General features: G+C 71.6%; 28 protein-coding genes. 17 read left to right on the top strand and 11 right to left on the bottom strand.

Going from position 1 to position 25,983, the window contains the following annotated elements:
- The first annotated feature begins 50 nt into the window (after window positions 1-50).
- A complete protein-coding gene (locus FDM97_RS18815; RefSeq protein ID WP_137991557.1) occupies window positions 51-1,037 on the top strand; it encodes a GlxA family transcriptional regulator in 987 nt (328 codons plus the stop codon).
- Here FDM97_RS18815 and FDM97_RS18810 read toward each other — a convergent pair.
- Window positions 1,034-1,618 carry a nucleosidase gene (locus tag FDM97_RS18810; protein ID WP_137991556.1) on the bottom strand — a complete coding sequence of 195 codons (585 nt, stop codon included), beginning with the start codon at window positions 1,616-1,618 and terminating at the stop codon, window positions 1,034-1,036. The two genes, FDM97_RS18815 and FDM97_RS18810, sit on opposite strands and share 4 nt — an antisense overlap.
- Window positions 1,619-1,696: 78 nt before the next feature.
- On the opposite strand from FDM97_RS18810, the gene FDM97_RS18805 reads away from it, so the two are divergent.
- Entirely contained in the window at window positions 1,697-1,900 is a 204-nt protein-coding gene (locus tag FDM97_RS18805) for a cold-shock protein (protein ID WP_137991555.1), read from the top strand.
- A gap of 38 nt (window positions 1,901-1,938) precedes the next feature.
- Here FDM97_RS18805 and FDM97_RS18800 read toward each other — a convergent pair whose 3' ends face one another.
- The gene (locus FDM97_RS18800) at window positions 1,939-3,087 is read right to left on the bottom strand and encodes a baeRF2 domain-containing protein (protein ID WP_137991554.1); all 1,149 of its coding nucleotides are present in this window, start codon (window positions 3,085-3,087) and stop codon (window positions 1,939-1,941) included.
- Window positions 3,088-3,247: 160 nt separating this feature from the next.
- Complete coding sequence (locus tag FDM97_RS18795) at window positions 3,248-3,616, bottom strand: hypothetical protein (protein ID WP_137991553.1); 369 nt, start codon at window positions 3,614-3,616, stop codon at window positions 3,248-3,250.
- 94 nt (window positions 3,617-3,710) lie between these two features.
- Here FDM97_RS18795 and dnaK point away from each other — a divergent pair, with 94 nt between their 5' ends.
- Window positions 3,711-5,609: a molecular chaperone DnaK gene (dnaK, locus tag FDM97_RS18790; protein ID WP_137991552.1), complete on the top strand. Its 1,899-nt coding sequence runs from the start codon at window positions 3,711-3,713 to the stop codon at window positions 5,607-5,609.
- A 4-nt stretch (window positions 5,610-5,613) separates the two neighbouring features.
- On the opposite strand, the gene FDM97_RS18785 is transcribed toward dnaK, so the two are convergent.
- Genes FDM97_RS18785 through FDM97_RS18775 form a run of 3 tightly spaced genes read right to left on the bottom strand, consistent with a single transcriptional unit; the run spans window position 5,614 to window position 8,087 of the window.
- The gene (locus FDM97_RS18785; protein ID WP_137991551.1) at window positions 5,614-5,823 is read right to left on the bottom strand and encodes a helix-hairpin-helix domain-containing protein; all 210 of its coding nucleotides are present in this window, start codon (window positions 5,821-5,823) and stop codon (window positions 5,614-5,616) included.
- 24 nt (window positions 5,824-5,847) lie between these two features.
- A complete protein-coding gene (locus tag FDM97_RS18780) occupies window positions 5,848-7,221 on the bottom strand; it encodes a vWA domain-containing protein (protein ID WP_137991550.1) in 1,374 nt (457 codons plus the stop codon).
- Complete coding sequence (locus FDM97_RS18775; protein ID WP_137994898.1) at window positions 7,218-8,087, bottom strand: AAA family ATPase; 870 nt, start codon at window positions 8,085-8,087, stop codon at window positions 7,218-7,220. Before FDM97_RS18775 ends, FDM97_RS18780 begins: the two co-directional genes overlap by 4 nt.
- Window positions 8,088-8,294: 207 nt before the next feature.
- Between FDM97_RS18775 and FDM97_RS18770 the strand changes: the two genes are divergently transcribed.
- From FDM97_RS18770 to FDM97_RS18755, 4 genes are all read left to right on the top strand, one after another.
- Window positions 8,295-9,491 carry a PP2C family protein-serine/threonine phosphatase gene (locus tag FDM97_RS18770; RefSeq protein ID WP_254705661.1) on the top strand — a complete coding sequence of 399 codons (1,197 nt, stop codon included), beginning with the start codon at window positions 8,295-8,297 and terminating at the stop codon, window positions 9,489-9,491.
- Between the two features lie 161 nt (window positions 9,492-9,652).
- The gene (locus tag FDM97_RS18765) at window positions 9,653-10,030 is read left to right on the top strand and encodes a luciferase domain-containing protein (RefSeq protein WP_254705660.1); all 378 of its coding nucleotides are present in this window, start codon (window positions 9,653-9,655) and stop codon (window positions 10,028-10,030) included.
- Between the two features lie 96 nt (window positions 10,031-10,126).
- Window positions 10,127-11,008, top strand: coding sequence for a YhjD/YihY/BrkB family envelope integrity protein (locus FDM97_RS18760; protein ID WP_137991548.1), 882 nt, complete (start codon window positions 10,127-10,129; stop codon window positions 11,006-11,008).
- 144 nt (window positions 11,009-11,152) lie between these two features.
- Window positions 11,153-11,653 carry an NUDIX domain-containing protein gene (locus FDM97_RS18755; protein ID WP_137991547.1) on the top strand — a complete coding sequence of 167 codons (501 nt, stop codon included), beginning with the start codon at window positions 11,153-11,155 and terminating at the stop codon, window positions 11,651-11,653.
- A 52-nt stretch (window positions 11,654-11,705) separates the two neighbouring features.
- Here FDM97_RS18755 and FDM97_RS18750 read toward each other — a convergent pair whose 3' ends face one another.
- Entirely contained in the window at window positions 11,706-12,227 is a 522-nt protein-coding gene (locus FDM97_RS18750; protein WP_137991546.1) for an AMIN-like domain-containing (lipo)protein, read from the bottom strand.
- A gap of 224 nt (window positions 12,228-12,451) precedes the next feature.
- Here FDM97_RS18750 and FDM97_RS18745 point away from each other — a divergent pair, with 224 nt between their 5' ends.
- From FDM97_RS18745 to FDM97_RS18735, 3 genes are all read left to right on the top strand, one after another.
- Window positions 12,452-12,679, top strand: a complete 228-nt coding sequence (locus FDM97_RS18745) for a hypothetical protein (protein ID WP_254705659.1) — start codon at window positions 12,452-12,454, stop codon at window positions 12,677-12,679.
- Window positions 12,680-12,836: 157 nt separating this feature from the next.
- Window positions 12,837-13,334: a peptidylprolyl isomerase gene (locus tag FDM97_RS18740; RefSeq protein WP_137991545.1), complete on the top strand. Its 498-nt coding sequence runs from the start codon at window positions 12,837-12,839 to the stop codon at window positions 13,332-13,334.
- A 318-nt stretch (window positions 13,335-13,652) separates the two neighbouring features.
- The gene (locus FDM97_RS18735; protein WP_137991544.1) at window positions 13,653-14,798 is read left to right on the top strand and encodes an epoxide hydrolase family protein; all 1,146 of its coding nucleotides are present in this window, start codon (window positions 13,653-13,655) and stop codon (window positions 14,796-14,798) included.
- A 23-nt stretch (window positions 14,799-14,821) separates the two neighbouring features.
- Here the strand turns inward: FDM97_RS18735 and FDM97_RS18730 are convergent, their stop codons facing one another.
- The 3 genes from FDM97_RS18730 to FDM97_RS18720 form a co-directional block, all read right to left on the bottom strand.
- Window positions 14,822-15,592 carry an alpha/beta fold hydrolase gene (locus tag FDM97_RS18730; RefSeq protein WP_137991543.1) on the bottom strand — a complete coding sequence of 257 codons (771 nt, stop codon included), beginning with the start codon at window positions 15,590-15,592 and terminating at the stop codon, window positions 14,822-14,824.
- Window positions 15,593-15,689: 97 nt separating this feature from the next.
- Complete coding sequence (locus FDM97_RS18725) at window positions 15,690-15,962, bottom strand: type B 50S ribosomal protein L31 (RefSeq protein WP_137991542.1); 273 nt, start codon at window positions 15,960-15,962, stop codon at window positions 15,690-15,692.
- Window positions 15,963-16,049: 87 nt separating this feature from the next.
- Window positions 16,050-18,551: a SpoIIE family protein phosphatase gene (locus tag FDM97_RS18720; protein ID WP_254705658.1), complete on the bottom strand. Its 2,502-nt coding sequence runs from the start codon at window positions 18,549-18,551 to the stop codon at window positions 16,050-16,052.
- Between the two features lie 281 nt (window positions 18,552-18,832).
- Between FDM97_RS18720 and FDM97_RS18715 the strand changes: the two genes are divergently transcribed.
- Window positions 18,833-19,597: an alpha/beta fold hydrolase gene (locus FDM97_RS18715; RefSeq protein WP_137991540.1), complete on the top strand. Its 765-nt coding sequence runs from the start codon at window positions 18,833-18,835 to the stop codon at window positions 19,595-19,597.
- 122 nt (window positions 19,598-19,719) lie between these two features.
- A complete protein-coding gene (locus FDM97_RS18710; RefSeq protein WP_137991539.1) occupies window positions 19,720-19,995 on the top strand; it encodes a hypothetical protein in 276 nt (91 codons plus the stop codon).
- A gap of 15 nt (window positions 19,996-20,010) precedes the next feature.
- Here the strand turns inward: FDM97_RS18710 and FDM97_RS18705 are convergent, their stop codons facing one another.
- Window positions 20,011-21,015, bottom strand: a complete 1,005-nt coding sequence (locus FDM97_RS18705; protein WP_137991538.1) for a LacI family DNA-binding transcriptional regulator — start codon at window positions 21,013-21,015, stop codon at window positions 20,011-20,013.
- A gap of 292 nt (window positions 21,016-21,307) precedes the next feature.
- Between FDM97_RS18705 and FDM97_RS18700 the strand changes: the two genes are divergently transcribed.
- From FDM97_RS18700 to FDM97_RS18680, 5 genes are all read left to right on the top strand, one after another.
- Window positions 21,308-22,654, top strand: coding sequence for an ABC transporter substrate-binding protein (locus FDM97_RS18700; protein WP_137991537.1), 1,347 nt, complete (start codon window positions 21,308-21,310; stop codon window positions 22,652-22,654).
- Window positions 22,655-22,687: 33 nt separating this feature from the next.
- Entirely contained in the window at window positions 22,688-23,563 is an 876-nt protein-coding gene (locus FDM97_RS18695) for a carbohydrate ABC transporter permease (protein WP_137991536.1), read from the top strand.
- The gene (locus FDM97_RS18690; protein WP_137991535.1) at window positions 23,560-24,405 is read left to right on the top strand and encodes a carbohydrate ABC transporter permease; all 846 of its coding nucleotides are present in this window, start codon (window positions 23,560-23,562) and stop codon (window positions 24,403-24,405) included. The genes FDM97_RS18695 and FDM97_RS18690 overlap by 4 nt, the downstream gene beginning before the upstream one ends.
- Window positions 24,406-24,471: 66 nt before the next feature.
- Window positions 24,472-24,669, top strand: coding sequence for a hypothetical protein (locus FDM97_RS18685; protein WP_137991534.1), 198 nt, complete (start codon window positions 24,472-24,474; stop codon window positions 24,667-24,669).
- 45 nt (window positions 24,670-24,714) lie between these two features.
- On the top strand, window positions 24,715-25,896 hold the full coding sequence (locus FDM97_RS18680) for a right-handed parallel beta-helix repeat-containing protein (protein WP_137991533.1): 1,182 nt from the start codon (window positions 24,715-24,717) through the stop codon (window positions 25,894-25,896).
- Window positions 25,897-25,983 lie beyond the last annotated feature (87 nt).

Below are 25,983 nucleotides of genomic sequence, written 5' to 3'. Positions count from 1 at the left end.
GGCCATCCTGGCCGCTGCCCGCCACCCGGCGTGAGTGCTAGAAATAGCATATGCCGCAAGGATCCTCGCATCACGGAGCGCACCGGGTCGTCGTGATCGTCGACGCGAACTCCAACCCCTTCGAACTCGGCTGCGCCACCGAGGTCTTCGGTCTGCGCCGCCCCGAGCTCGGCCGCGACCTGTACGACTTCCGACTCTGCTCGCCCGAGCCCCGCACCCTCATGCGGGACGGCTTCTTCACCCTCACGGGCGTCGCCGGGCTCGAAGCGGCCGACACCGCGCAGACCCTGATCGTCCCCAACCGCCCCGACGTCGAGGTACCCCGCCGCCCCGCCGTGCTCGACGCGATCCGCCGCGCCCACGCGCGCGGCGCGCGCCTGATCGGTTTCTGCAGCGGCGCCTTCACCCTCGCCGAGGCCGGGGTCCTCGACGGACGGCGGGCCACCGCCCACTGGCAGTGGGCGGAGTCCTTCCGCGCCCGCTTCCCCTCCGTACGGCTCGAACCGGACGTCCTGTTCGTCGACGACGGCGACATCCTCACCGCCGCCGGCAGCGCCGCCGCCCTCGACCTCGGGCTCCACGTCGTCCGCCGCGACCACGGCGCGGAGGTCGCCAACGCCGTCAGCCGCCGCCTCGTGTTCGCCGCCCACCGCGACGGCGGACAGCGCCAGTTCGTGGAGCGCCCGGTCCCCGACACACCCGACGAGTCCCTCGCCCCGCTGCTGGCCTGGGCGCAGGAACGCCTCGGCTCCCCGCTGACCGTCGCCGGCCTCGCGGCCCACGCGGCCGTCAGCCCGGCCACGCTCCACCGCCGGTTCCGGGCCCAGCTCGGCACCACCCCGCTCGCCTGGCTCACCGGCGAGCGGGTGGCCCTGGCCTGCCGGCTCATCGAGCGCGGTGAGTCCCGCTTCGACGTCGTCGCCCGCACCAGCGGCCTCGGCACCGCCGCCAACCTGCGCGCCCTGATGAACCGCGAGACCGGGCTCTCCCCGTCCGCGTACCGTCGCCGCTTCGGACCGACGGCGCCGACACCCTAGGAGCGGTACGGAGTGTGCTCCGCCGCCCAGTCCGCGAGCGCCCGGGCACAGTCGGCGACCGACTCCCGCCAGGTCCTGGCCGCGCCGTCGCCCGCCTCGTCGCTCACATGCTTGACGATCCTCATCGGCACCCCCGCGAGACCGGCGGCCGTCGCCAGGGCGTAGGCCTCCATGTCGACCAGCGGCGCCCGGGCGGCGAGCCGGGCCCGGGCCGCCTCGTCGGAGATGAAGGCGTCGCCCGTGGCCAGGGTCACGTCACCCCCGTCCGGGAGGGTCAGCGGGTCCCCGTAGGTCTCGCCGGTCAGCGTCGCGAGCAGCTCGCCGTCGAGATCGTGCTGGATCACCGTGCCCACGACGTGCGTCCCCGTCCACCCAGGTCGCAGCGCCCCGGCGGTCCCGAGGTTCACGACACCGGACGGGCGCGGCCCCCGGCCCAGTACCGTCGCGAGCGAGGTCGCCGCGTTCACCTTGCCCATCCCGGTCAGCAGGATCGGCAGGTCCGTGTCGAGGAACTGCGCCTCCTCCTTGACGGCCAGGACGAGCAGGGGCCGGTCGGCCGTGATCTCTCCGATGAGTTCCATGCCCCAAAGCTACCTGCCGGGACTTCCCGGCCGTGCTGAGAGACGATGGAGGTGTCCGTATGCGCCAAGGAGATCACCATGGCAACCGGAACAGTGAAGTGGTTCAACGCGGAGAAGGGCTTCGGCTTCATCGCCCAGGACGAGGGCGGCCCTGACGTCTTCGTCCACTACTCGGCCATCGCGACGACCGGGTTCCGCGAGCTCACCGAGGGACAGAAGGTCGAGTTCACCGTCGTCCAGGGCCCGAAGGGCCCCCAGGCCGAGAACGTCACCCCGGCCTGACAGAGGTCACATAGTCCAGCGCTCGCACAGTCCAGCGCTCACATAGTCCAGCGCAGCACCGCCCCCAGGCCGCCCGCCGGGCCCCGCATCCCCTCGGGGACCAGGAGCACGTCGCAGTCGGCGGCCGCGGCGGCCCGCAGGACCGCGTCGTCCGCGCGCGCCTGCTCGGGCCGGGGAACACCCATGGCCCGCGCCTCGCCGCGCTGCACGGCCACCTCGTCGACGCCCGGGCCGATCCAGACCTGGCGGCCCCCGTCGGAGGCCTCGGGGGTGATCAGCAACGTCGCCACCTGGTGGTTGCGCGCCGCGTCCACGACGGCCGGAATCCCCTCCGCGGCCTCCCCGGGCCCGGTGTCGACGGACGACTCACGGTGCTCGCCCGGCTTGCCCCGCCCCCGGTGGAAGCGTTCGAGCGCCCTGCGGAGCCGTTCCCGCGTGTACGTCTCGCAGGCCTGCGCGATCTCGCGGTCGAGGCCCGACGGCGAGGCGCCGGGTGACCGGCCGCCGCCCTCCGCCTCGACGGTGACGTCCTGGACGCGCTCGGGCAGCCGGTTGTACACGGCCCTGCGCTCACGGGGGTCGCCGGTCAGGACCAGGAGCTCGGCGCCGCTCTGCGGCCACTGCTGCACGATCTCGGCCGCGATGGTGTCGGCGGTCTCGTTCCAGGTGTTCTCGACCTTGTTCCGGTAGTGCCATTCGTACCGGTCCGCGGGAATGCTGCGGTGTCCGCGGCCCTGCCACTCCTTGCCCTGCGCCTGGCCCATGCTTGCGCGGCTCTGGCCGTCGCGCAGCTCCAGATCGGCGCCCGTGCGGTCGATGTACGCCACCAGGCAGGCGGGCGCGTCGCCGCGCAGGGCGGCCAGCGGCGCCACATGGGGCAGGACGGACCACGTCGCCTCGCCTGCGGGCGGGGGAACGGCGAGCGGGACGTCCAGGACGACCTCGGCGCCCGCGGCGAACAGGGCCCGGCCCGGCGGTGTCCCGGCGACGGGCTCGTGGGCCAGCCGCGCCATGACCGCCTTCGTGGTGTAGCCGTCGGCGCCCGCGTCGATGAGCTGCGTGGCGATGGAGCGCTCGCGAAGCTTCTGTATCTTCGCCGCGTCCTCGGTGGCGCGGGTCGTCTCGATGTACACAGAGGCCCATGGGCCGGGCCGGGCGAAGAGAGGCTTGAGGAAGCCGAGTTCCATGATGTCCCCCAGACGCGTGGAGTCCGGTACAGCCGGCTTGTGCGGACGGTCCCCGATTCCGTACGGAGCGTGGTGACCGCCGGATCCCGCTCAGCGGTCAGGGGCCGTCCACATCGCGCGGATGCCCCTCGCTCCCCGTGCCAAACGGCCGGTGCCGGAGTCAGTCCAGCCGGTCCGTGGGCGCGTACGGGCGGAGCTCGCGCACCGCCCGCTGCGGATCCGGGTCGGTGACGGCAAGGCGGCCGAAAGCGGCGTCGCGCCGCAGCTCGACGCAGACCACAGGCTCGCCCGGCTTCACCGCCGCGAAATCGCGACCGTCCGGAAGGACGCGGACACCCACGCACAGCCGGTCGGGGATCCAGAGACCTCTGCCCCGCAGTCCGCGCAGGGCGCGCCACCAGTCCGGTTCGACGCGCACCTCGCGCAGGGCGGACAGCGGCACCCGCACCGTGCGGCGGCGGGCGGCCAGTGTCTCCCGCAGGGACAGCCGGACGACGATGTCCGTGCCTTCCACCGAGACCCTGGCCATGACGCCTCACCGACCGTTCACGACGACAATCTCCTTCCATGATCGGGCCGCGTATGGGTAGGTGCCAGACGGGGACCGGGCTGAGGAGAGGGCCATGTCACGCGCAGTCGGTATCGACCTCGGAACGACGAACTCGGTGGTGTCCGTCCTGGAGGGCGGCGAACCCACGGTCGTCACGAACACCGAGGGCGCCCGGACCACGCCGTCCGTGGTCGCCTTCGCGAAGAAGGGCGAGGTGCTGGTCGGCGAGGTCGCCAAGCGGCAGGCCGTGACCAACGTGGAGCGCACCGCGCGGTCGGTCAAGCGCCATGTCGGCGACGCGCAGTGGCGCTTCCCGGAGAGCGGGGACATCGACGGCCGGCGGTACACCGCGCAGGAGATCTCGGCGCGTGTGCTGCAGAAGCTGAAGCGGGACGCCGAGGCCTATCTGGGCGAGGACGTCACGGACGCGGTCGTCACCGTGCCCGCGTACTTCAACGACAGCCAGCGCACGGCGACGAAGGAGGCCGGCGAGATCGCCGGTCTGAACGTCCTGCGGATCATCAACGAGCCGACGTCCGCGGCGCTCGCCTACGGCCTGGACAAGGAGAACGACCACACCATCCTGGTCTTCGACCTCGGTGGCGGCACCTTCGACGTGTCCCTCCTGGAGATCGGCGAGGGACTGGTCGAGGTGAAGGCCACCAACGGTGACACCCACCTGGGCGGTGACGACTGGGACCAGCGGATCGTCGACCACCTCGTGAAGCAGTTCAAGAACGGCTACGGCGTGGACCTGGCCAAGGACAAGATGGCGGTGCAGCGTCTGCGGGAGGCCGCGGAGAAGGCGAAGATCGAGCTGTCGGCGGCGACGGAGACGTCGATCAACCTGCCGTATGTGAGTGCGTCCGCGGAGGGCCCGCTGCACCTGGACGAGCGTCTGACGCGCGCTCAGTTCGAGCAGCTGACCGCCGACCTCCTTGAGCGCTGCAAGGCGCCGTTCCACCAGGCGGTGCGGGACGCCAAGATCAAGGTGTCCGACGTCGACCATGTGATCCTCGTCGGCGGATCGACGCGCATGCCCGCGGTCACGGAACTGGTCAGGGAGTTGACGGGCAAGGACCCGCACAAGGGTGTGAACCCGGACGAGGTCGTCGCCATCGGTGCCGCGCTGCAGGCCGGTGTGCTGAAGGGTGAGGTCAAGGACGTCCTGCTGCTGGACGTGACGCCGCTGTCGCTTGGTATCGAGACCAAGGGCGGCATCATGACCAAGCTGATCGAGCGCAACACCACGATCCCGACCAAGCGGTCCGAGATCTTCACGACGGCCGAGGACAACCAGCCGTCGGTGCAGATCCAGGTCTACCAGGGCGAGCGTGAGATCGCGGCGTACAACAAGAAGCTCGGGATGTTCGAGCTGACCGGTCTGCCGCCGGCCCCGCGTGGTGTGCCGCAGATCGAGGTCGCGTTCGACATCGACGCCAACGGCATCATGCACGTGACCGCGAAGGACCTGGGCACGGGCAAGGAGCAGAAGATGACCGTCACCGGTGGCTCCTCGCTGCCGAAGGACGAGGTCGACCGGATGCGCCAGGAGGCCGAGCAGTACGCGGACGAGGACCACCGTCGTCGCGAGGCCGCCGAGACCCGTAACCAGGGCGAGCAGCTGGTCTACCAGACGGAGAAGTTCCTCAAGGACAACGAGGACAAGGTCCCCGGTGAGGTCAAGGCCGAGGTCGAGACCGCCGTCGCCGAGCTGAAGGAGAAGCTCAAGGAGGAGTCCGCCGAAGGAGACCGGACGGCGGAGATCCGTACCGCCACCGAGAAGGTCGCGGCCGTCTCCCAGAAGCTCGGCCAGGCCATGTACGCCGACGCGCGGGCCGCCCAGGCCGCCGGCGGAGAGGCCCCGCACGGCGAGGCCAAAGCCGACGGGGGTGGCGGCGACGAGGACGAGGTCGTCGACGCCGAGATCGTCGACGACGAGGACGAACGGAGGAAGGGCGGCGGGGCCTGAGGCGTCAGCGGAAGGACAGGCCTCGTTCCGCCATGACCTCCCGAAGCACGGTCAGCGCTCCGGGTCCCACGCCGTGCAGTGCGAGGAGTTCGCTCTCGGGCACTCCGGCGAGCTCTTCGAGCGTGGTGTACCCGGCCGCGGTGAGCGCCCGGGTGGCGGGCGCGCCGATGCCGCGTGGAGGGTCCGTGCCCGGTGACTCGTTCGGCTTCGTCATGCCGCGATGGTGGCACGTACGGAGTCAGACCGGCAGCAGCCGGCCGATCAGTTCGCCCAGCTGCCGCGCGTTGCGGGACGGGTGCATCTCGACCAGCTCGGCGTAGGCGAGTGCGGCCGAGTCGCCCGTCGACCAGAGCGAGGGCGCCTCGGGGTTGAGCCAGTGGACGCGGCGGGCCCGGTCAGCGATGAGCTTCAGCGCCGGGAGGTTCGGGTCGCTCATGTTCGTCCGGGCGTCGCCGAGGACGAAGACCGCGGTGCGCGGGCCGACGGCGTCGGCGTACCGCTCGGCGAACTCGCCCAGCGCGGTCCCGTAGTCGCTCTGCCCGTGCCAGCCGGTCACCTCGGCCTCGTCGAGGATGCGCGCGCCGAGGCCCGCCGGGTCGGCCGAGCCCCGGGCGATCAGGTCGGTCACCTCGTCGACCCGGTTGACGAAGGCGAACACCCGTACCCTGCTGAACTGGTCGTGCAGCGCCTGGACCAGCAGCATGGTGAAGTTCGCGAACCCCGCGACGGACCCCGACACGTCGCAGAGCAGGACGAGCTCCGGGCGCCCCGGACGGCGGCGCCGCAGCACCGGCCGCATCGGTACGCCCCCGGTCGACAGCGAGCCGCGCAGCGTCCGCCGCAGATCGATCTGCCCGCGCGCGGCGCGCCGTCGCCGGGCCGCGAGACGGGTCGCGAGCTTCCGTGCCAGCGGCCGCACCGTCGCGCGCAGTTCGTCCAGCCGGTCCCGGCCCGCGAGCAGGAAGTCGACGCTGTCCGCGGTGCCCGCCACCGCGCGCCGCGCGACCCGGTCCCGGCCCTGCCGCTCGGCGACCCGCCGGCGCGCCTCCGTCCGTACCCGCTCCCGGAAGGCCTCGATACGGCGCCGGATCTCGTCGTCCGTCAGCCGGTCGGTGAACTCCGGTCCGTCCACGGCGGCTTCCCCCAGCATGGCCCGTACACGGGCGAGCAGTGTCTCGGGGCGCAGCCGGGCGAGCGTCTGGTACGAGGACCAGCCGTCGGAGTCCGGTGCGGAGCCGTACCCGCCGAGGCCGCCCACCGCCTCGCCCGCCAGCCGCGTCAGCGCCTGCCGGTCGTCGGAGGCCAGCGCGGCGGCCAGCCGCTCCCGCAGCGCGGCCGTGTCGAACGCCTCGTCGGCCGGCTCCGTCTCCCGCCCGTCGGTGAGCGGAAAGTACAGGTCGAAGACCCGGTCGAAGAGCGCGCGTTGCCCCTCCTTGTGGAGCAGCGTGGCGGCGAGCGCCTCCCGCATCCGTTCCCGGTCGGCGAAGCCCACGGCCTCCAGGGCGTGGCCCGCGTCCACGCTCTCGCCGGTGCCGATGGACAGGCCGTGCGCCCGCAGCGCGTGCACGAGACCGGTGAGCCGGTCCGTCACCCCCGCCGGCGGCGTGCTCACACCGCGTCCAGATCGAGCTTCGCGGCCGCCTTCAGGATGTCGTCCTGGTGTTTGAGGAGGACGCCCAGACTGTCGCGTACGACCGTCTCGTCGAGCGTTCCGGCGCCGAGGGCGAGCAGGGTACGGGCCCAGTCGATCGTCTCCGCGACCGACGGCACCTTCCGCAGGTCCATAGCGCGCAGCGCGCCGACCACCCGTACCACCGACGCCGCGAGGGCCGCGTCGAGCCCCGGCACCTTCGCCGTCACGATCCGGCGTTCCAGCTCCTCCTCCGGGAAGCCGATGTGAAGGAAGAGGCAGCGGCGCCGCAGCGCCTCGGACAGCTCGCGGGCGGCGTTGGAGGTCAGGACGACGAACGGGCGCCGGGTCGCCGTGATGGTGCCGAGCTCGGGAACGGTGATCTGGAAGTCGCTGAGCACCTCGAGAAGCAGCCCCTCCACCTCGATGTCGGCCTTGTCGGTCTCGTCGATGAGCAGCACCGTCGGGTCCTCGGAGCGGATCGCGGTGAGGAGGGGGCGGGAGAGGAGGAACTCCTCGCCGAAGATGTCCGTACGGGTCTCGTCCCAGGACTCGTCGCGGCCGGCCGTGATGCGCAGCAGTTGCTTGGCGTGGTTCCACTCGTACAGGGCGCGCGACTCGTCGACGCCCTCGTAGCACTGGAGCCGGACCAGACGGGCGCCCGCGACCTGGGCGACGGCCTTGGCCAGCTCGGTCTTGCCGACCCCGGCGGGGCCCTCGACGAGGAGCGGCTTGCCCAGCCGGTCGGCGAGGAAGACGGTGGTGGCGACGGCGGGCGAGGCGAGATAGCCGGCCGCGGCGAGGCGCTCGGCGACATCGTCGACGGAGGTGAAGTACCCGGTCGTCATGGCGTGGTCTCCCCGGAGCCGCAGAATTCCGTACTGGCCAGTAGCTGTGTGGTACTTGATCAGTTCGCGCACGGCTCCACAACCGTCCCGACCGCAAGTGCGGCGAAGGTCACGGGGGTGGGCCGGCCGATGCGGCGCGCGGTCGCGCGGGGCCGCTGGTCCAATGGAAGAGTGCGCTGCTCGGGGCGTCACGGCGGTGGAGGTGCGGTGTCGGAGCGAGCGGGGGCGCAGGCCTCCCTGGTCGAGGAGCATGCCGCGGTGCTGGCCAGGCTGCGTGCCGCGACGGACGCGATCGGGGAGATCGGCGCCCACCTCGACGAGACGGCCGTCTGCGAGGACCTGGCCGCGTTCCTCTGCCGCCACGGGTACGAGGCGGCGGCCGTGGACGTCCGGCCCGAGGAGGGCGCCACCTGGGTGCGCGCCGCGATGGCGGGCGATCCGAAGCTCGTGGACCGCCTGGAGCCGCGGCCGCACGCCGGGGCGGCACGGACGTATGCGGACGTGGCCCCCGGAGGCGTCGCCGTGCGGGTCCTGACGGTGCCCCTGGAGTGGCGGGACCGGGTCGTCGGTTCCGTGAGCGCGGTGAGCGCGCGCACCGGCGGCTTCACGGACCACGAGACGGCCATGGTCCACGACGCGGCCCGGCTCGCCGCCGTGCACCTGGGCCACGCCCGCCGGCTCGCCGCGACCGAGCGGACCGCGTTCCATCTGCAGCAGGCCCTCGTCGCGGAGCCGGGCCGGCCGCACCCCAATCTGGAGATCGCCGGCCGCTATCTGCCGGCCGGCGCCAGAACGCTGGTGGGCGGCGACTGGTTCGAGACCGTACGGCTCCACTTCGGCCGCAGCCTCCTGGTGGTGGGGGACGTGATGGGGCACGGCCTCGACGCGGCCGTCGACATGAACGCGTACCGTTCGGCGCTGCGGGACGTGGCCTCGACGGATCTTCCGCCCCATCGCGTGCTCCGCCAGCTCGACTCGGTCGTCGCGGACGACGGCGGCATGCGGCCGGCGACCTGTCTGCTCGCCCAGGTCGACCCGGCGCGCCGCGTGGCCACCTTCGCCAGCGCCGGGCACCTGCCGCCCGTGATCGTCGCCGCGGACGGCTCCGCCGACCTCGTCGAGCTCCCCGTCGGCCCGCCGCTGGGCACGGGCGTCGGCGGATACGAACCCGTGAACCGGACCCTGGCCCCCTCCGACACGCTCGTGCTCTTCACCGACGGACTGGTGGAACGGCGCGGCGAGGACATCGACGTCTCGCTCGCCCGGCTCTCCACGCTCCGTCTGCGCGCCGGTTCCGGCCCCGAGGAGGTCGTGGAGGAGGTCCTGGAACGGCTCGACGCCCGCCACGCGGAGGACGACGTCGCCGTGCTCGCGGCCCGGCTCCGCGAACGCCCCGCGCCCTAGCGCGACGGGGGAGCGGAACGCGCCCGAACCACCGCCAGGAGGAGGCCTTTTGTGACACCGTGCGCGCCGTGTGTCACGACAGGGGGCGCGTTTCACGCATCGGCGCGATTCTTTCCCCCGGACGCTTGTGCAAGGCCGTCCGTCCCGGCACGCTCCTGGGTATGAACACAGCCAGGCACGCCAGTGAACGTCTGATGAGCTGGCCCTCGCTGGTCCCCGGCCGCGCCCAGTGCGGCGCCGAGCTCGGTCTGCGCACCGCGACACACGAGATCGTGCACTTCCACGGCGAGCACGAGGCCGACGTCCACCTCACCCGCGCCATGATCGCGAAGCTGCGCCCCGCCCTGCTGGGGTCGAGCGCCGTGCGACTGCGCGCCGGCTCGGGCTGGGTGACGGTCCGTCTGGACATGGGCTCCGACATCGACCTCCTCGCGACCCTGGTGAGCGCCGCGCTCCAGGCCTCCAGCGGAGGCCCGGACCTCGCGCCGGACGGCTGCACCCGCGCCGGCGCGCTCACCCCCGGCGCGGGCGGCCGCTGAGCGCGCTCGTCACACCGCTCTCGTACCTCCGTTCGCCTACCCCCGTTCGGCGGCATGCCGGAGGGGTCCCGGCGCCCGGCGGGTAGTCCCCGTGGCATGCCCCCCACTTCCGGTGCGCCCCGCGACGGTGCCCCCGCCGAGCACGGTCACTGGCTCCACCGGCTCCACCGATCCCTCCTGACCTCGGTCATCGGGCTCGCCTGGAACCGCGGGCGCGAGGTGGAGCTGATGCACCGCGCGATGGGCTTCGCGGCGCTCAGCCTCCTCACCCTCGTCCCCCTGCTCATCGTCGTCGCCGCCGCCGACCTCGCCCGCGGCCAGGGCTTCGCCCGCTGGCTCATCCAGGGACTCGGCGTCTCCGAGGTCTCGCAGGAGGAGGTCGAACTGCTCTTCGGCAAGCCGGGACAGGCGCTGCAACGCACCACCGCCTTCGGTCTCGCCGCCCTCGCCGCCTTCGGTGTGACCTTCGGATCCGCCGTCCAGACCGGCTACGAACGGGTCTGGGACCTGCCCACCGCGCGCTGGCACACCATGTGGCGGCACGTCGTCTGGCTGGCCGTCCTCGTCGCCGCGCTCCTCCTCTTCGTCGCCACCCCCGCACCCGAGGAGTCCTCCGTGGCGGCCACCTTCGCCATCGCCCTCGGCGACGTCATCGGCGCCTTCCTCTTCTTCTGGTGGTCCCAGCGCTTCCTGCTGTGCGGACGCATCCGCTGGCGCGCGCTGGCCCCGGGGGCGCTCTGCACGGCCCTGGGGCTGTTCGGGCTGCGGATCTTCTCCCAGTTCGTCTTCTCCCCGCTGATCGCGTCCAACGCGGTGACATACGGTCAGTTCGGCACGGTCCTCGTGCTGCAGTCCTGGCTCGTCGGCGTCGGTTACGTCGTCTACGGCGCCGCCCTCGTCGGCCGCCTCATCCACGAACACCTGGTCCGCCGCCGGATCGACCGGCTCCCGGCCGAACTGCCCGACGACCTCGCGTGAGAGGGGACGGGCGCACAGGTCCTCACGTGGTCCGTCGCCCCCTGATCACACGATCCGGTGGACATGATCGCGGGGCGCGGGACGGGGGCGGCGGGACCGGTTGGATGGGGTGATCCACCCGGCCCGTCGAAAGAGAGCTGACCCATGGCGAACACCTGGCTGCCGCCCGCCGAGTACATCGCGACGCTGCCGAGGGCGACGGCGTACGCCTGTCTGTACTTCACCGACACCGACGGCCGGCCCCTCCAGCTGCGCGCCACGTACAGCCCCGAGCTGTGGCAGTGGCCCGGCGGCAACATGGACCCGGGCGAGACGCCGTGGGAGACGGCGGTACGCGAGTGCCACGAGGAGACGGGCATCGTCTTCGGGGGCGAGCCGAGGCTCCTCGGCACCCACTTCGTCGGCCACCGCGGCGAGGAGTGGCCGGCCAACCACATCGGATTCATCTTCGACGGCGGCGTCCTGACGGACGAGCAGCTCGCCGGGATCGTCCTCGACCCCGACGAGCACAGCGAGTTCCGCCTGCGCACCCTCGCCGAATGGGAGCGGGAGATGGCACCGGGGAACTTCGCGCGGCTCGCCGAGATCGACCGTGCCCGCCGTTCCGGCACGACCGTGTACGTGGAGACCGGCGCCGACACCTGAGCGGCGCGGCGGGGGCCGTCACCGGGACGGCCCCCGCGGTCTGCCCCCTCGTTCAGGCCCGGCAGCCGACCGGGTGGTTGATGTCGAGCACGAAGCGCTCGGGGGAGTGGAGCGTGAAGGTCTTGTAGCTGGGCTTGGTGTCGAAGGCCGCTCCGATGCTCACCACACCCTCGAAGTCGCCGGTCAGGGCGACACCCTTGAGCGTGGGCAGATAGATCTTCAGGAGCCGGGGTCCCTGGTAGACGGACTGACCGGACTCGTTGTGCGCGGCGGCGGGGGAGAGCCTGATCTCCAGGAAGTACTTCCCGGCGAGCGGCACCCGCTCGCCCGATCCGTCGTAGTACAGCGCGCTGACCGGAGTCACGGTGACCGGGGGCATCGTGCCCCGGACGTCGATGACGAGCCGGTCGAAGGAGGCGTGCCCGCCCCAGCGGGCGTTGACCACCAGGGCGGTCGAGGGCTGGGTCGTCGCCCGGGACTGCTCCGTGGAGGCGCCGGCGGGGATCGTCGCACCGATCCCCGCGGCCAGAAGAATGCCGGCGGCCACAGCCGCGAGGCTCTGACGGTGAAGCATGACGTCCCCCAATTTCTGTTGCTCCGGGGACAGTGGTGTCACTAGGAGAGACATCCACCTCAACCATACGGTTGCAGTGCAATTGTGGGGAATCATGATCATATGTGGGGAAGTGTGGCGGTCGAACTGGCGCCGGGCACCGGTATCGCCGCCCTGGCCTCGCCGATTCCGTTCGTCCGGGCCGCAGGCCGTAACCCACGGGCCGCTCGACAGTTGACCAGGGCATGAAGAAGCGCAGCATGCTCGCCATCGCCTCCCTCGCCGCAGGGGTCGTCACGGCCCTCGTCACCCCGCCGCCGAACGCGTCCGCGGCCGAATCCGGCGCGACCGGTGCGCCCGGCGTGACCGGCCTCCTGCAGGAGGACGCCGGGGTCGGCTCACTCGTGGAGGAGACCGCCCCGCTGGTCACCGACAGCGGCCTCAAGACGCCGGACGTCGGCGGACTGGCGTAACGCCCCCGGATCCCCGTACGCCGCGCAGGTGTACGGGGATCCGCCGTGTCAGGGAAAGCTCGCGACGGAGGCAGGCGGGTGAAGACGGTGACGCGCCCGGCCCTGCGAGGGGCAGCCCCTGTGCGCGGTGCGTGACTGGGAATGACAGGATGTCCCCATGAGCAACAACGTTTACTTCGACATCACGATCAACGACGAGCCCGCCGGCCGGATCGTCTTCAAGCTGTTCGACGACGTCGTCCCCAAGACGGCGAAGAACTTCCGTGAGCTCGCCACCGGCGAGCACGGCTTCGGGTACGCCGGCTCCCCGTTCCACCGTGTCATCCCGCAGTTCATGCTCCAGGGCGGCGACTTCACCCGGGGCAACGGCACCGGTGGCAAGAGCATCTACGGCGAGAAGTTCGAGGACGAGAACTTCACGCGGAAGCACGACCGGCCGTACCTGCTCTCCATGGCGAACGCGGGCCGCAACACCAACGGCTCCCAGTTCTTCATCACCACCATCGTGACCGACTGGCTGGACGGCAAGCACGTCGTCTTCGGCGAGGTCGTGGAGGGCCAGGACCTGGTCAAGAAGATCGAGGGCCTCGGCTCCCGCTCCGGCGCCACCAGCGCCAAGATCGTCGTCGCCGAGTCCGGCGTCGTCGAGGCCTGAGAAGGACCCGTCGCCGTACTTCCGCACCCCTGAGGGGCGTGCACCCGACCGCCCCCGCGAAGCAGTTCGCGGGGGCGGTCTTCCGTTCACGTCAGGACGCTCGGAACGGTCCGACGCTTCAGGACGCCCCGGGCCGCCGCCGCGCGTAATCCGGATGCGCTCGTCCGCTCCCGCCGGTATGGTCGGAGAACGCGAACGTCGAGCCGGGAGGTGAGCCCAGATGAACGACCAGCACTCTGTACGGGCCCTCCCTCGCGCCGTGTCTGTCTGACCGCACCGGGAGTGCCCGCCGGCCGAGCACTCCTGAGCGAAGGAACCATGACTGTCACGCCTTTCCGGATCTCCGTGTCCGACGACGTCCTGCACGATCTGCGCCACCGTCTGCGCCGCACCCTCTTCACCGAGCCGTCCGACTCCACCTACTGGGCCGCCGGTACCGACCCCGGCCGCCTGCGGGAGCTCGTCTCCTACTGGGCGGACGGCTACGACTGGGCGAAGGCGGAGGAACTCCTCAACACGTATCCCCACCACCTCGCGGAAGTCGCCGGACGCCCGGTGCACTTCGTCCATCTGCGTGCCCGCCGCCCCGAGGGCGCCCCGGCACCCCTGCCGCTGATCCTCTCCCACGGCTGGCCGAGCAGCTTCGTGGAGATGCTGCGCGTCGCCGAGCTGCTGGCCGACCCCGCCGCTCACGGCGGTGACCCGGCCGACGCCTTCGACGTCGTCGTCCCGTCCCTGCCGGGCTTCCTCTACTCGGCCCTGCCTGCCGGGCCGTTCACCCGCCGCGGGGTCGCCGAGACCTGGCACACGCTGATGACCCGGGCCCTCGGGTACGCGCGCTTCGGCGCCTTCGGCGGGGACATCGGCGGAGGCGTGACGCAGTGGCTCGGCGCCCTCTACCCCGGCGAGGTCGCCGGCGTCCACATCACCTCCGCCGTCGTCACCGGCGACTTCGAGGCGCATCCGCCCACCCCCGAGGAGCGCACGTACCTCGACGCGCTCACCGCCTACGACTCCGGCGACCAGGGCTACAGCGAGATCATGTGCACCCGGCCCGACACGATCGCCGCCGCCCTGAGGGACTCACCGGCCGGACTGCTCGCCTGGATCGCCGACAAGTACCGGGACTGGAGCGACTGCGCCGGGGACCTGGAGTCCCGCTGGGACAGGGACACCCTCCTGACGGTCGCCACCCTCTACTGGGCGACCGGCACCATCGGCTCCTCGTTCCGGCAGTACTACGACTACCACCACAACCAGCCCGTCCCGCCCGTAGAGGTCCCCGCGGCGGTCACCCTCAGCCATGAACCCGCCTGCGCCGGCTTTCCCCGAAGCCTCGCCGAGCGCACGCTCCACGACCTGCGCCACTGGAGCACACCGGGCCGCGGCGGCCACTTCATGGCCCACGAGGAACCGGAGCAGGTGGCCGCCGAACTTCGGGCCTTCTTCCGCCCGTTGAGGTAGGCGGCAGCCGGTGACAGGTCAGATCAGGGGCGCTCGACAGCCAGGGCCCGGACCAGCGCCTCCGTGAACCCCTCCGGGTTGTCGAGCATCAGATTGTGCCCGGCCCTCGGCACCTCGAACACCGGGACGCCGAGCGCGCGTATGCGCTCGGCGTCGGCATCCGGGAGGCTGTACTCGCCGACCAGGAAGGCCCGCGGCCGGTCCAGAGCGGCCAGCAGCTCCCCCTCCGCGGGCGAGGACCCTTCGACCAGGGCGACCGCGCTGCGGTGCACCGCGAGCGGATCGGCGAGCCGCAGCCGCGCCGCGTAGTCGGCCCGGTCCACCCAGGCCGGCATCCCCGCGAAGCCCTCCCGGACGAAGGACTCCTCGTCCTGGGCGGCGACCGGTGAGCTGAACATGCCCCCGCCGGGATACAGATTGGGCTCGGCCACCACGAGCCGGGCGATCAGATCGGGCCGCGCCGCCGCCAGCTGGACGGCGACGGCGCCGCCCATCGAGTGCCCGATCAGCTCCACCCCGGCGAGCCCCCGGTGCTCCAGGACCCGCGCCACGGCCGCGGCCTGCGACGCCATCCGGTAGTCGAAGCCACGCGGGCGGTCGCTCAGGCCGAACCCGAGCAGATCCACCAGGAGCGCCGGTCCGCCGCCCAGCGAGGGACGCGTCGCGATGTGCGCGAAGTCGGAGGCGCCCGTGCACCCGAGGCCGTGGAGATAGACCCGTGCGGGGCCGTCACCTCCCGGCAACTCGATCCACCTGATGTACGCCTGCGCGTCCGTCAGGAACAACTCCCGCATGACCAGCCCCCCGTACCGTGCCGTGTGCCGTTCTCGTACCGACCCGATCAGCGTACGGGGCGGCACCGACAACGCCGGATCGAGCGCGCGCGTCGCCTCAGGCGGGATCGCCCTCGCCTTCGCCCTCACCCTCGCCGTAGCGCCGCTCGAACTTCGCGATCCGGCCCTCGGAGTCCACCGTGCGCGCCTTGCCCGTGTAGAACGGATGGCTCTCGGAGGAGATCTCGACGTCGACCACGGGATACGTGTTGCCGTCGTCCCACTCGATCGTCTCGGCGCTGGTCGCCGTGGACCGGGTCAGGAAGGCGAACCCGGCGGAGCGGTCGCGGAAGACCACGGGCCCGTACTGCGGCTGCTCGTCCTGATGCACTCGTCCTCCTCGGGCTGCCTGCTGATGCCCCCAGCCTCGCCGTACGGCGCCCCGCCGACCAGCGCCACGAGGCCGACCGGGTGAACGCTAGGCGAGGTTCGCCCACCGGGCGGCCAGGAGGAGGGCGATGTCGTCCGGGCGGTCGGTGGCCTGACGGGCGTCGCGGACCAGCCGGTCCGCCGTCTCCGAGAGGGAGACCGCGCCCGTGGCGGAGAACGTGCGCCGCAGGCGCTCGATGCCCTCGTCGATGTCGTGGCCCGGCTGCTCCACCAGTCCGTCCGTGAACAGCGCCAGGACCGCCCCCGGGGCCAGCCGCAGCTCCGTCACCGGGTACGAGGCCTGATCGTCGATCCCGAGGACCAGTCCGCCCGGGAGCTCCAGCACCCGCGTCGTGCCGTCCGGCAGCCGTATCAGAGGCTGCGGATGCCCGGCCCGTACGGCCTGGGTGGCACCCGTCTCCGGATCGAGCACGACGTAGCAGCAGCTGGCGAACTGCCCCGGATCGAGGTCGATCAGCAGCCGGTTGGTGCCCCGGACCACGTCCTGCGGCGGGAGGCCGCCCAGCGCGAAGGCCCGTACCGCACTGCGCAGCTGTCCCATCGTGGCCGCGGCCGCGACGCCGTGGCCCTGGACGTCGCCGACCACCAGCGCCAGCTGCCCCTGACCCGTCTCGATCACGTCGTACCAGTCGCCGCCCACGTCCATGCCCTGGGTGCCGGGCAGATAGCGCGCCACCGTGTCCACCTTGTCGCGGACCGGCAGCCGGCGGGGCAGCAGGGCGTCCTGCAGCCCGCGGGCGAGGGCGGACTCGCTGTCGTACCGCCGGGCCCGCTCGAGGGCCTGGGCGATGAGTCCGGCGAGCGCGGTCAGGACCGTGCGCTCCTCCGGGCTGAAGCCGCGCGGCCGGTCGAAGCCGAGGATGCACGAGCCGACGGGGCGGCCCGAGGCGATCAGCGGCAGGAACGCGCGGGCTCCCGTGTTCGCGTCCAGGGGGAGGTCCGGATACGCGCGGCTCAGCTGCTGCATCGACTCGTAGAACAGCGGGCGGCCGGTCGTGAGCGTCTCGACGCCCGGCATCCGGGCGTCGAGGCCGACCCCGTCGAAGGGCTCCAGGAAGCCCGTCGGGAACCCGGTCTCCCACGCCAGGTACAGATGGCGGTCGCTCAGCAGATAGATCGCCAGCTGGCGGCCGCCGAACGCGGGCAGCAGCTCGTCGGTGACCACGGCCGACACCTGACGTGCCGTCACCGCCTCGGTCAGCGCGATGGCGAGCGCCACCGGCCGGTACAGCGCCGAGGCCTGGTCCGCGGGGGATCCGAGACCGACGTCGGGGCGGGCGAGCGAGCCGGGCTGGTAGGTGGGGTCGCGCTCCGGGCGGAGCACCGTCGTGACGCCGTCGTGGCCCGGGTAGAGCGACACCGACAGCCACGCCCGCTCGCCCGTGTGGGCCAGGAAGTGCACGGGCTCGTCGGACAGGAGCGCGGCCCGCAGATGTTCCTCGTACGCGGGATGACGGAACCACGGCAGGGCGTCCCACAGGGTCGACCCGGCGAGCGAGGAACGGGGGCGGCCGAGGAGGGCCTCGGTGAGGTGGTTGACGTAGGTGATCCGGCCCAGGCGGTCGATCGCCAGGATGGCCTGCGGCAGCCGGTCGGTGGCGTCGGAGCCGATCAGGCCGGTGCCGAGGTCGACCAGCGAGCCCGACAGCCGGCCGGGACGGTCGCCCGGACTGGCGCGGGCGGAGACCTCGAGGAGGTGGAGCCCGCCGTCGGGCCCCTTGAGCCGGATCCTGCGCGCCATCTGGGCGCCGGACTCCGCCGCCCGGCGGGCCATGGTCCACAGGGCGTAGCTGTCCTCCGGCGCGAGGCGCGCGGTCAGCGCCTCGAAGGTCCCGGGGAAGGGGGTGTCGTCACCGAGGATGGCCCGCAGCCCGGCGTCGGCGGTGACCGTACCGGTGTCGAGGTCCCAGTCGAAGTAGCCGATCCGCACGGGCTTCGTGCCGCCCGAGGGCAGCTGGACGCACACCGGCTCACCAGGCCATTCGACGGCGTGCCCGGCTTCGGCGAGACGCGCCAGGGAGGCCCCCAGCCGCTGGGCCTCCCGCGCCATCCGCGTGCGGTCCCGGGAATTGACCGGGACCCCGGGCGTGGGCGTGCGCAGCACCACGAGCACCCCGAACCGTTCGCGGCCGCTGACGACGGGCGCGTACAGGGAGGCGAAGGGGAACGGGAGGCTCGCCACGAGCTGCGGGAACTGCCGCATGGCCTCTTCGACGTCGGCCAGATGGACCGGCTGGCCCGAGCGATGGGCCTCGGCCACGGGGAACGGCCGGTTCGCGTGCATCCGCCACCAGGGCCGGAACAGGGCGCCGGGCAGCCCGGCGAGCACGGCCATGCGGAGCAGGCCCGGCGTCCCGGACCGCAGGTAGACACCTCCGGCGTATCCGCCGACCGCCTCGATCGTCCGCAGCGCCGCTTCGGAGAGGACCAGCGGCAGCGCGTCGAGCAGCCGCCCGTCGGTGTCCGTCCTCCCGGGTGGGTCCCCGGTCTCGGCCGACGGGTCGTGGCCGGCCACGCCGTGCGAGGTCACACAGTCAGGATGCTCCCCGGCCACGGGGCACCGCATCTCGGCCCGGGGCGCCGCGCGGTGCCAAGTCCGTGCGTACCGCCCGGTACGCCGCCTCGGGCCCTCGCGACGTCCGGGGGCGCACGCGCGCTCACCCCGCGCCGACGCGCGGGGCCGGCACCGTTGACCCGGCCGTCGGGGCTCGCGAGACTTGATCGCCGACGTCGGCGCCACGATGACGGCGTGCACAGGGACGGCGCGCACAGTGACAGAGCACTTCCACCACCTCGTGACCAGGGGGCGTGATGACGGGCCAGGTTCTTCCGTACGACGTACAGGGCAGGGGACCCCGGCGGGCCCTCCTGCTGCACAACTGGTTCGGCGACCGCACGACCTTCGACCCCTTGCGCGCGCACCTGGACGAAGAGGCCGGCACGTACGCGTTCCTCGACTGCCGCGGCTACGGCGAGGCGATCGGCACCGAGGGCGCGTTCACCATGGAGGAGGTCGCCGCGGACGCCCTGACCGTCGCCGACGACCTGGGCTGGGACTCCTTCACGGTGATCGGCCACTCGATGGGCGCCAAGGCGGCTCAGCTGATGCTCCTCGACGCGCCCGCGCGGGTCCGCTCGCTCATCGGGATCTCTCCGGTGTCGGCGGCCGGCTTCCCGCTCGACGGTGAGAGCTGGGAGCTGTTCTCCGGGGCCGCGGAGGACCACGCCCTGCGCCGGGTCATCATCGACACCACCACGGGCGGACGGTACGACGACGCGTGGCTCGACCGGCTCGTGGCGCGCTCGGTGGAACGCTCCTCGGCCACGGCCTTCCGCGCCTATCTCGACTCCTGGTCCCGCACCGACTTCCACCACCGTGTCAAGGACAACCCGGCCCCCGTCCTGCTCGTCGTCGGTGCCCACGATCCGGCACTGGGCGCCGCGGCGATGGAGGCCGGCTGGCTCCAGTGGTATCCGAACGCCCGCCTCGAAGTCCTCGCCGACGCGGGCCACTACGCCCCGGAGGAGACCCCGGAGGCGCTCGCCACGGCCATCGAGGACTTCCTCGCGGCCTGAGCCTGAGCCTGAGCCTGAGCGGGCCGCGCCCCGCAGGGCAAGACCGCCGCGGACCAGCGCGGGCGGCGCGGACCGGCGCGGGGCGGGTTCGTGCGGGAGCATGGACGGGAGAGGCAGGTGTCATGGATCCGTCCGACGCGTCCGTGATCACGGTGGTGGTCGCCGCCGCCGCGCTGGTGTGCCGAGCCGCGGTCCTCGAGATGCGCGAGCCCGGCACAGGCCGCCGCGCGTGGGCCTTCGCCACCGACCGGCGCGCGCTGGGCACCGGCCTGGCGACGGCCGTCGCGCTCGGCGCCGTGGGCTGGGTGACCGTGGGCGCGGGCGCGGCGGTGTGGGCGGGACTGGCCGGGGTGCTCGTCGCCTCCCTGACGGCTCAGCGCCGCACCCCCGGGGAGTGAGCGCCGGGCCGGGGCTCAGGCGGGACATCCGCACGACTCCCGGTACGTGAGCTCCGGCTGGAGCCGGATCGAGCGGTGCCGTGAGGTCAGGGTGCCGTCCATCCGGCTCAGCAGCAGCGACATCGCGGTGCTGCCGATCTCGTACGCCGGCTGTGTGACGGCCGTGATCCCCGGACGGAACAGGTCCATGTACGGGAAGCCGTCGAAGGCGGCGAACGCCACGTCCCCCGGGATGTCCAACTCCCGTGCGCGCAGCGCCTGGAGAGACCCGATCGCCGTCTCGGTGCTCACCGCCACGAGCGCCGACGGCGGCTGCGGGCCGGCGAACAGCTCGTGTACCCGCGCGCGCGTGTCGGCGGCGAGCCCGCTGCCCCACAGCACCAGCTCGTCCTCGTACCCGATCCCCGAGGCGGCGAGCGCCTCCCGGTACCCCCTGCACCGTTCCTCTATCGTCGCCACCGCCCGGTCGCCCGCCGCGAGGGCGATCCGGCGGTGACCGTGCCCGACGAGGTGCCGTACCAGCTCGCCCATGGGGTCGGCGTTCTCGACCCCGACCTGGTCCGTGGGAAGCGCGCCCAGGCGGTCCATCACCACGAGCGGGATGCCCTGGGCGCGCACGGCTTCGAGCCCGGCCCGTTCGGACCGGCCCACGGGGGCGACGACCAGGCCGTCCACCTTGCGCTCCGCCAGAACCCGCAGTGCGCGCCGCTCCAGGGCGGGATCCTCACCGGAGTTGGCGAGGAGCAGGGTGTAGCCGGCCTTCGTCGCCTCGTGCTCCACCCCGCGCACCATCTCCGCGAAGGCCGGCTGCGCCACATCGGAGACGATCAGGCCGATCGAGTCGGTGCGGGAGCGGCGCAGCGCCCGCGCCACGCTGTCGCGCTGGTAGCCGGTGGCGCGTATCGCGTCCTCGACGCGCTCCCTGGTCCGCGGATTCACCGGTCTCGTCGCGTTGATGACATGGGACACCGTCGAGGTGGACACCCCAGCCAGCCGTGCGACGTCGACGATCGTCGCCACCGTTGCTCACCGCCCGTCGTCGCCGTCCGACGAGCCTGTCTCATCGAAACGTTTGCGTGCTTCTTGCCGGATCGTGGCACGGGCTCCTCGGGAGCGTCAACGGTCCTGCGCTGCCGTTCTGTTGAGCGTCGTGGAAATGATCGGTGCGCACCGTCTTGACAGCCGCGTCATGCCGGGTACTTTTCATCGAAACGTTTGCCACCCGCTGAGCGACCGGCCCATGACGCCGCGTCAGCAGAGGTGGCCCCCCCCCACGCGTACGTCCTCACCCTCACGGAGCGGAGAACCAAGAATGTCAACGTTGACACCAAGAGCCGGCGGGCCGGGACCGCGTCGTATACGCCGCCGGCTCACCGGCACGGCCCTGGCCGGCGCACTGCTCGCCGCCACCGCGACCGGATGCGGAGCGGCCGTCGACGGAACCGGCGGCCAGGGCTCCGGGTCCGGCCAGGGCGTCATCACGCTCTCGATGCAGAACCCGAACATCAAGGACCAGGACCCGGCGACGTACGCGCTCGTGGAGGCCTTCAACGCCAGAAACCCCCAGCTCAGGATCAACCTGGTGGGGCAGCCCGTCGAGCAGCACCAACAGCAGATGACCATCGCCGCGCAGAGCGACACCCTGCCCGAGGTCTTCTGGGTCTACGACTCCCTGGCCAGGAACATGGTCAAGGACGGCAAGCTCCTCGACCTGACCCCGATCCTCGAACAGAAGGGGCTGGGGCAGAAGTTCAAGCCGAGCATGGTGGACGGCTTCCGCCAGGGACAGGTCCAGTACGGAGTCCCGTACCAGGCCCTGGTCACCGGCTTCTACTACAACAAGCAGATCCTCGACCGGCACGGCGTTCCCATGCCGCGTACCTTCGACGACCTCCTGGCCGCCTCGAAGAAGCTCAAGGCGGCGGGCATCGTCCCGATCGCCAAGGGCGCCAACAGCTCGGCCTTCAGCGTCTGGTCGTTCCTGACCATGCTCAGCCGGCACGGTTTCGAGGAGAAGACGCCCGCGATCCTCGACGGGACCCTCGGCTACGACAACCCCGACTTCCTGCGCTTGTACGAGCACATCGCCGAACTCGCCGACGCCGGGGCCTTCCCCTCCAACGTCTCCACCCAGACCTACGCCCAGGCCGTCGCGTCCTTCACGGCCGGCAAGGCGGCGTTCCTCGACTCCGGTGTGTGGGAGGCCGCGAAGATCCAGAAGAGCCCGGTCGGACCGCACACCGGCTTCTGGGCCGGACCCGAGTTCCCCGACGGCGTCGGCGACCAGCGCCTCGCGATGAACGCCCCGTCCGCCCCCTTCGTGGTCAGCGCGAAGGTGAAGAAGGACGACCGCAAGTACCGGGCCGTCGAGGCGTTCCTGCACTTCTACTACAGCGACGAGGGCCAGCAGATCCTCGTGGACAACGCCCAGCCGCCGGTCACCACCTACCGCCCGAAGGTGAACACCGCACGCGACACCGTCTTCGCCGCGGTCCTCGACGAGGCGGGCCGGCCCGGCTGGTCCAGTCCCTCCGTCCAGCCCGACCTGGCGGTCTCCGCGGCCACCGCCAGCGCCATGTACGACAGCCTCTACGGCGTCATACAGAAGGCCCTCACGCCGAAGGAAGCCGTCGAACTCGTCCAGCGCAGCATCACCTAGGCCTCGCGGCCCTGCCCGTACGACAGGAACGGCATGAACTGGCTCACCACACGCCGGCAGTTCACCCTGATGATCGCCCCGGCGTTCCTGCTCTACACCGTCTTCATGGTGTACCCCATCCTGTACTCCCTGTACTACAGCTTCACCGCCTTCGACGGCGTCTCCTCACCCGAGTTCGTCGGGACGGAGAACTACCGCGCCATGGCCGACGACAGCGCCTTCTGGACCTCGCTCCGCAACACCGGTGTCATCCTCGGCCTCTCGCTCCTCCTGCTGATCCCGCTCGCCTTCCTGCTCGCCGTTCTCCTCAGCGGCCAGGTGAAGGGAAGCGCCGTCCTCAGACCGCTCGTCTTCGCACCGGCGATCGTCGCCCCGATCCTGGTGGGACTCGTCTGGATCTTCATCCTCGACCCGGACATCGGCCTCGCGAACGCCTTCCTCCTCGCCGTCGGAGTACCGGCGCAGCCGCAGTGGATCGGGGGCAGCACCCTCAGCCCGTACTCCGTCGCCCTCGTCCATCTCTGGCAGCAGATCGGCTTCGTCGTCACGATCTTCTACGCCGGGATCCGCATGCTTCCCCGCGAGGTCCTGGAGGCCAGCACCCTCGACGGCGCCAACCGGTTCCAGCAACTGCGCCACATCGTCGTACCGATGCTGCGCGAGACGTTCGGCATCGTCACCGCGCTCGTGGTGACAGGCGTGTTCAAGGTCTTCGAGCTGGTCTACGCCCTGACCGGCGGCGGGCCCGCCCACCTCTCCGAGGTACTGGTCAGCTACATGTACCACATCACCTTCACCACCCAGCAGTACAGCTACGGCATGGCCCTGGCCGTCGTCGTCTTCCTGATCGGCGCCGTCGCCTCCGCCCTCACCCTCGCCGGAATGCGCAGAAGGGCGGCAGCGCGATGAACGAGCCCAGGAAGCCGCGGACGGGACGGATCGTCGCCACCGCCGCCGCGTATCTGATCACCTTCGTGATCCTCTTCCCGCTGCTGTGGATCGCGCTCCTGTCCTTCCAGTCGAACGAGAACATCCTGAACCGCTCGTTCTCGCTCGACGATCTGAGCCTGGCGAACTACCGGCAGGCCACGCAGACGCTCAACCTGCTGGTGATGTACAAGAACACGCTGATCCTGGCGTTCGTCTCGGTGACGGCCGGGCTGGTGATCTCGTTCATGGCGGCGTTCGCACTCACCCGCATGGTCTTCCGTACCACCAGGCGGCGTGTCCAGAGCTCCCTGCGCTACTACTTCCTCGCCGGGCTCGCCGTTCCCGTCTACGTCCTGCTCTTCCCGGTCTACCGGATCGACATCGCGCTCGGCCTCTTCGGCACGCACGCCGCGCTGATCCTGCCGTACATCGCGGTCACGATCCCCTTCAACATCCTGCTTCTCACCGGATTTCTGCGGGAGTTCCCGGAAGAGATCGAACAGGCCGCCCTCATCGACGGGGTCGGGCTGTGGGGCATGGCCTGGAAGGTGGTCTTCCCGCTGATGCGCCCCGTGCTCGCCACCCTGGCCATCCTCAACGTCATCTACGTCTGGAACGAGTTCCCGTTCGCGGTGACGCTCATCAACGACCCCACACTGACCACCGTCTCGCTCGGCGTCTCGCAGTTCCAGGGCGTGTACAGCGTCGACTACGGCGCCATGATGGCGTCCGCGACGCTCGTCCTCGTCCCCCAACTGGTCGTCTACGCCCTCTTCCAGCGACAGGTCATCTCCGGAATGACGGCCGGCGCCATCCGCTGAAGCCCCACCCCCCGCCCCCATCCCCCCGCCCCCATCCCCTCGCACGCGATGTGGAGGAACCCCGCCATGCCCTCGTACCCGTCCCGCCGCACCCTGCTCGCAGGAGCGCTGACCGCCGCCGTCGCCGCGCTCGTCCCGAGCCCGCCCGCACTGGCCTCGCGCCGCCCGGCCGGTGCCACGCCGCCCGCGACCTCGCCGCCCGCGACCTCGCCGCGCCGAGCGGCGAACGCTCCCGCGTACCAGCCGATCGTCGGCCTGCTCTGAAGCCCTTCCCGCGCCCTACCCATCTCTCCCGAGAGGACGACAGCGATGGCTGACACCGTCTACGACGTGACCACCTGGCCCGGGGCCTCCGTCGACGCCCGCACCGACATCGGCAGGGTCGTCAACGAGATCATCGCGGACATCAAGACGCGCCAGACCACCCAGAACACCCGGCCCGGCGCCGTCGTCTACATCCCGCCCGGCCACTACGACCTGAAGACCCGCGTCGTCGTCGACATCGGCTTCCTCACCGTCAAGGGATCCGGTCACGGCTTCCTGTCGGAGGCGATCCGCGACGAGTCGGTCACCGACTCCTGGGTCGAGACACAGCCCGGCGCGAGCCACATCAGGGTCGTGAACACCGACGGACACAAGGAGGCCTTCCTCGTCCAGCGCACCGGCGCCCCCGCCACGGTGGGCCGGCTGGGCAGCGTCGTCTTCCAGGACTTCTGCCTGGACGGAGTGGCCTCCACCAAGCCGTACACGCCGGGCAACACCAAGACCGGCATCTCCGTACAGTCCGATAACGACGCGTTCCGCATCGAGGGGATGGGCTTCGTCTACCTGGAGCACGCGATCGTCGTGAAAGGCGCCGACGCGCCGAGCATCACGAACAACTTCATCGCCGAGTGCGGCAGTTGCATCGAACTCACCGGCGCCTCACAGGTCGCCAAGGTCACGAACAACTTCCTGATCAGCGCCTGGGCCGGCCACTCCCTCTTCGCGGAGAACGCGGAAGGGCTCCACTTCTCCGGCAACACCGTGCTGTGGGCGGCCAACCTCACCCTGCGCAACAGCCACCGTGCCTCGATCACCTCCAACAAGCTGCTCAGCAACTTCCCGAGCATGGTCGCCCTCCTCGACGGCAGCTCGGAGAACCTGATCTCCGCCAACCACTTCCGGCGCGTGCACGGCGACGGCAGCAGCACGCGCTACGACGACCTGTACGGCCTGGTCCACATCGAGGGCGGCAACAACGCCGTGACCGCGAACCACTTCTCGTACGACGTCCCTCCGGCGAACATCACCCCGGCCGGCGCCGCCCCCACGATCATCCTGGTCAGGAGCGGCGCCGCCAACTTCCTCTCCGGGAACTGGCTGGTCGGCAACGTGCCGGTGAAGGTCGTCCTGGACGCCTCCTCGACCGGGACCCGCGTCCTGCACAGCGCGCTCGCCTCGCAGCTCACGGCGTACACCACCGACCACGCCTTCGTCGCCACGCCCTGAGATCCGCGCCGAGTTCCGCCGAGTTCCGCCGAGATCCGCCGAGATCCGCCGAGTTTCCCTGAGTTCCTGAGCTCCCCTGAGACCCGC

This window comes from Streptomyces vilmorinianum, from assembly GCF_005517195.1.
Classification (GTDB): Bacteria; Actinomycetota; Actinomycetes; order Streptomycetales; family Streptomycetaceae; genus Streptomyces; species Streptomyces vilmorinianum.
The sequence above is the reverse complement of the archived record's forward strand: the minus strand, read 5'-3'. Positions and strand labels throughout refer to the sequence as shown.

Excerpts from the sequence above, each read along its gene's own strand:
- FDM97_RS18815 (WP_137991557.1), top strand. The coding sequence starts at position 51 with ATGCCGCAAGGATCCTCGCATCACGGAGCGCACCGGGTCGTCGTGATC.
- FDM97_RS18810 (WP_137991556.1), bottom strand. The coding sequence starts at position 1,618 with ATGGAACTCATCGGAGAGATCACGGCCGACCGGCCCCTGCTCGTCCTG.
- FDM97_RS18805 (WP_137991555.1), top strand. The coding sequence starts at position 1,697 with ATGGCAACCGGAACAGTGAAGTGGTTCAACGCGGAGAAGGGCTTCGGC.
- FDM97_RS18800 (WP_137991554.1), bottom strand. The coding sequence starts at position 3,087 with ATGGAACTCGGCTTCCTCAAGCCTCTCTTCGCCCGGCCCGGCCCATGG.
- FDM97_RS18795 (WP_137991553.1), bottom strand. The coding sequence starts at position 3,616 with ATGGCCAGGGTCTCGGTGGAAGGCACGGACATCGTCGTCCGGCTGTCC.
- dnaK (WP_137991552.1), top strand. The coding sequence starts at position 3,711 with ATGTCACGCGCAGTCGGTATCGACCTCGGAACGACGAACTCGGTGGTG.
- FDM97_RS18785 (WP_137991551.1), bottom strand. The coding sequence starts at position 5,823 with ATGACGAAGCCGAACGAGTCACCGGGCACGGACCCTCCACGCGGCATC.
- FDM97_RS18775 (WP_137994898.1), bottom strand. The coding sequence starts at position 8,087 with ATGACGACCGGGTACTTCACCTCCGTCGACGATGTCGCCGAGCGCCTC.
- FDM97_RS18765 (WP_254705660.1), top strand. The coding sequence starts at position 9,653 with ATGAACACAGCCAGGCACGCCAGTGAACGTCTGATGAGCTGGCCCTCG.
- FDM97_RS18760 (WP_137991548.1), top strand. The coding sequence starts at position 10,127 with ATGCCCCCCACTTCCGGTGCGCCCCGCGACGGTGCCCCCGCCGAGCAC.
- FDM97_RS18755 (WP_137991547.1), top strand. The coding sequence starts at position 11,153 with ATGGCGAACACCTGGCTGCCGCCCGCCGAGTACATCGCGACGCTGCCG.
- FDM97_RS18750 (WP_137991546.1), bottom strand. The coding sequence starts at position 12,227 with ATGCTTCACCGTCAGAGCCTCGCGGCTGTGGCCGCCGGCATTCTTCTG.
- FDM97_RS18745 (WP_254705659.1), top strand. The coding sequence starts at position 12,452 with ATGAAGAAGCGCAGCATGCTCGCCATCGCCTCCCTCGCCGCAGGGGTC.
- FDM97_RS18740 (WP_137991545.1), top strand. The coding sequence starts at position 12,837 with ATGAGCAACAACGTTTACTTCGACATCACGATCAACGACGAGCCCGCC.
- FDM97_RS18735 (WP_137991544.1), top strand. The coding sequence starts at position 13,653 with ATGACTGTCACGCCTTTCCGGATCTCCGTGTCCGACGACGTCCTGCAC.
- FDM97_RS18730 (WP_137991543.1), bottom strand. The coding sequence starts at position 15,592 with ATGCGGGAGTTGTTCCTGACGGACGCGCAGGCGTACATCAGGTGGATC.
- FDM97_RS18715 (WP_137991540.1), top strand. The coding sequence starts at position 18,833 with ATGACGGGCCAGGTTCTTCCGTACGACGTACAGGGCAGGGGACCCCGG.
- FDM97_RS18710 (WP_137991539.1), top strand. The coding sequence starts at position 19,720 with ATGGATCCGTCCGACGCGTCCGTGATCACGGTGGTGGTCGCCGCCGCC.
- FDM97_RS18700 (WP_137991537.1), top strand. The coding sequence starts at position 21,308 with ATGTCAACGTTGACACCAAGAGCCGGCGGGCCGGGACCGCGTCGTATA.
- FDM97_RS18695 (WP_137991536.1), top strand. The coding sequence starts at position 22,688 with ATGAACTGGCTCACCACACGCCGGCAGTTCACCCTGATGATCGCCCCG.
- FDM97_RS18690 (WP_137991535.1), top strand. The coding sequence starts at position 23,560 with ATGAACGAGCCCAGGAAGCCGCGGACGGGACGGATCGTCGCCACCGCC.
- FDM97_RS18685 (WP_137991534.1), top strand. The coding sequence starts at position 24,472 with ATGCCCTCGTACCCGTCCCGCCGCACCCTGCTCGCAGGAGCGCTGACC.
- FDM97_RS18680 (WP_137991533.1), top strand. The coding sequence starts at position 24,715 with ATGGCTGACACCGTCTACGACGTGACCACCTGGCCCGGGGCCTCCGTC.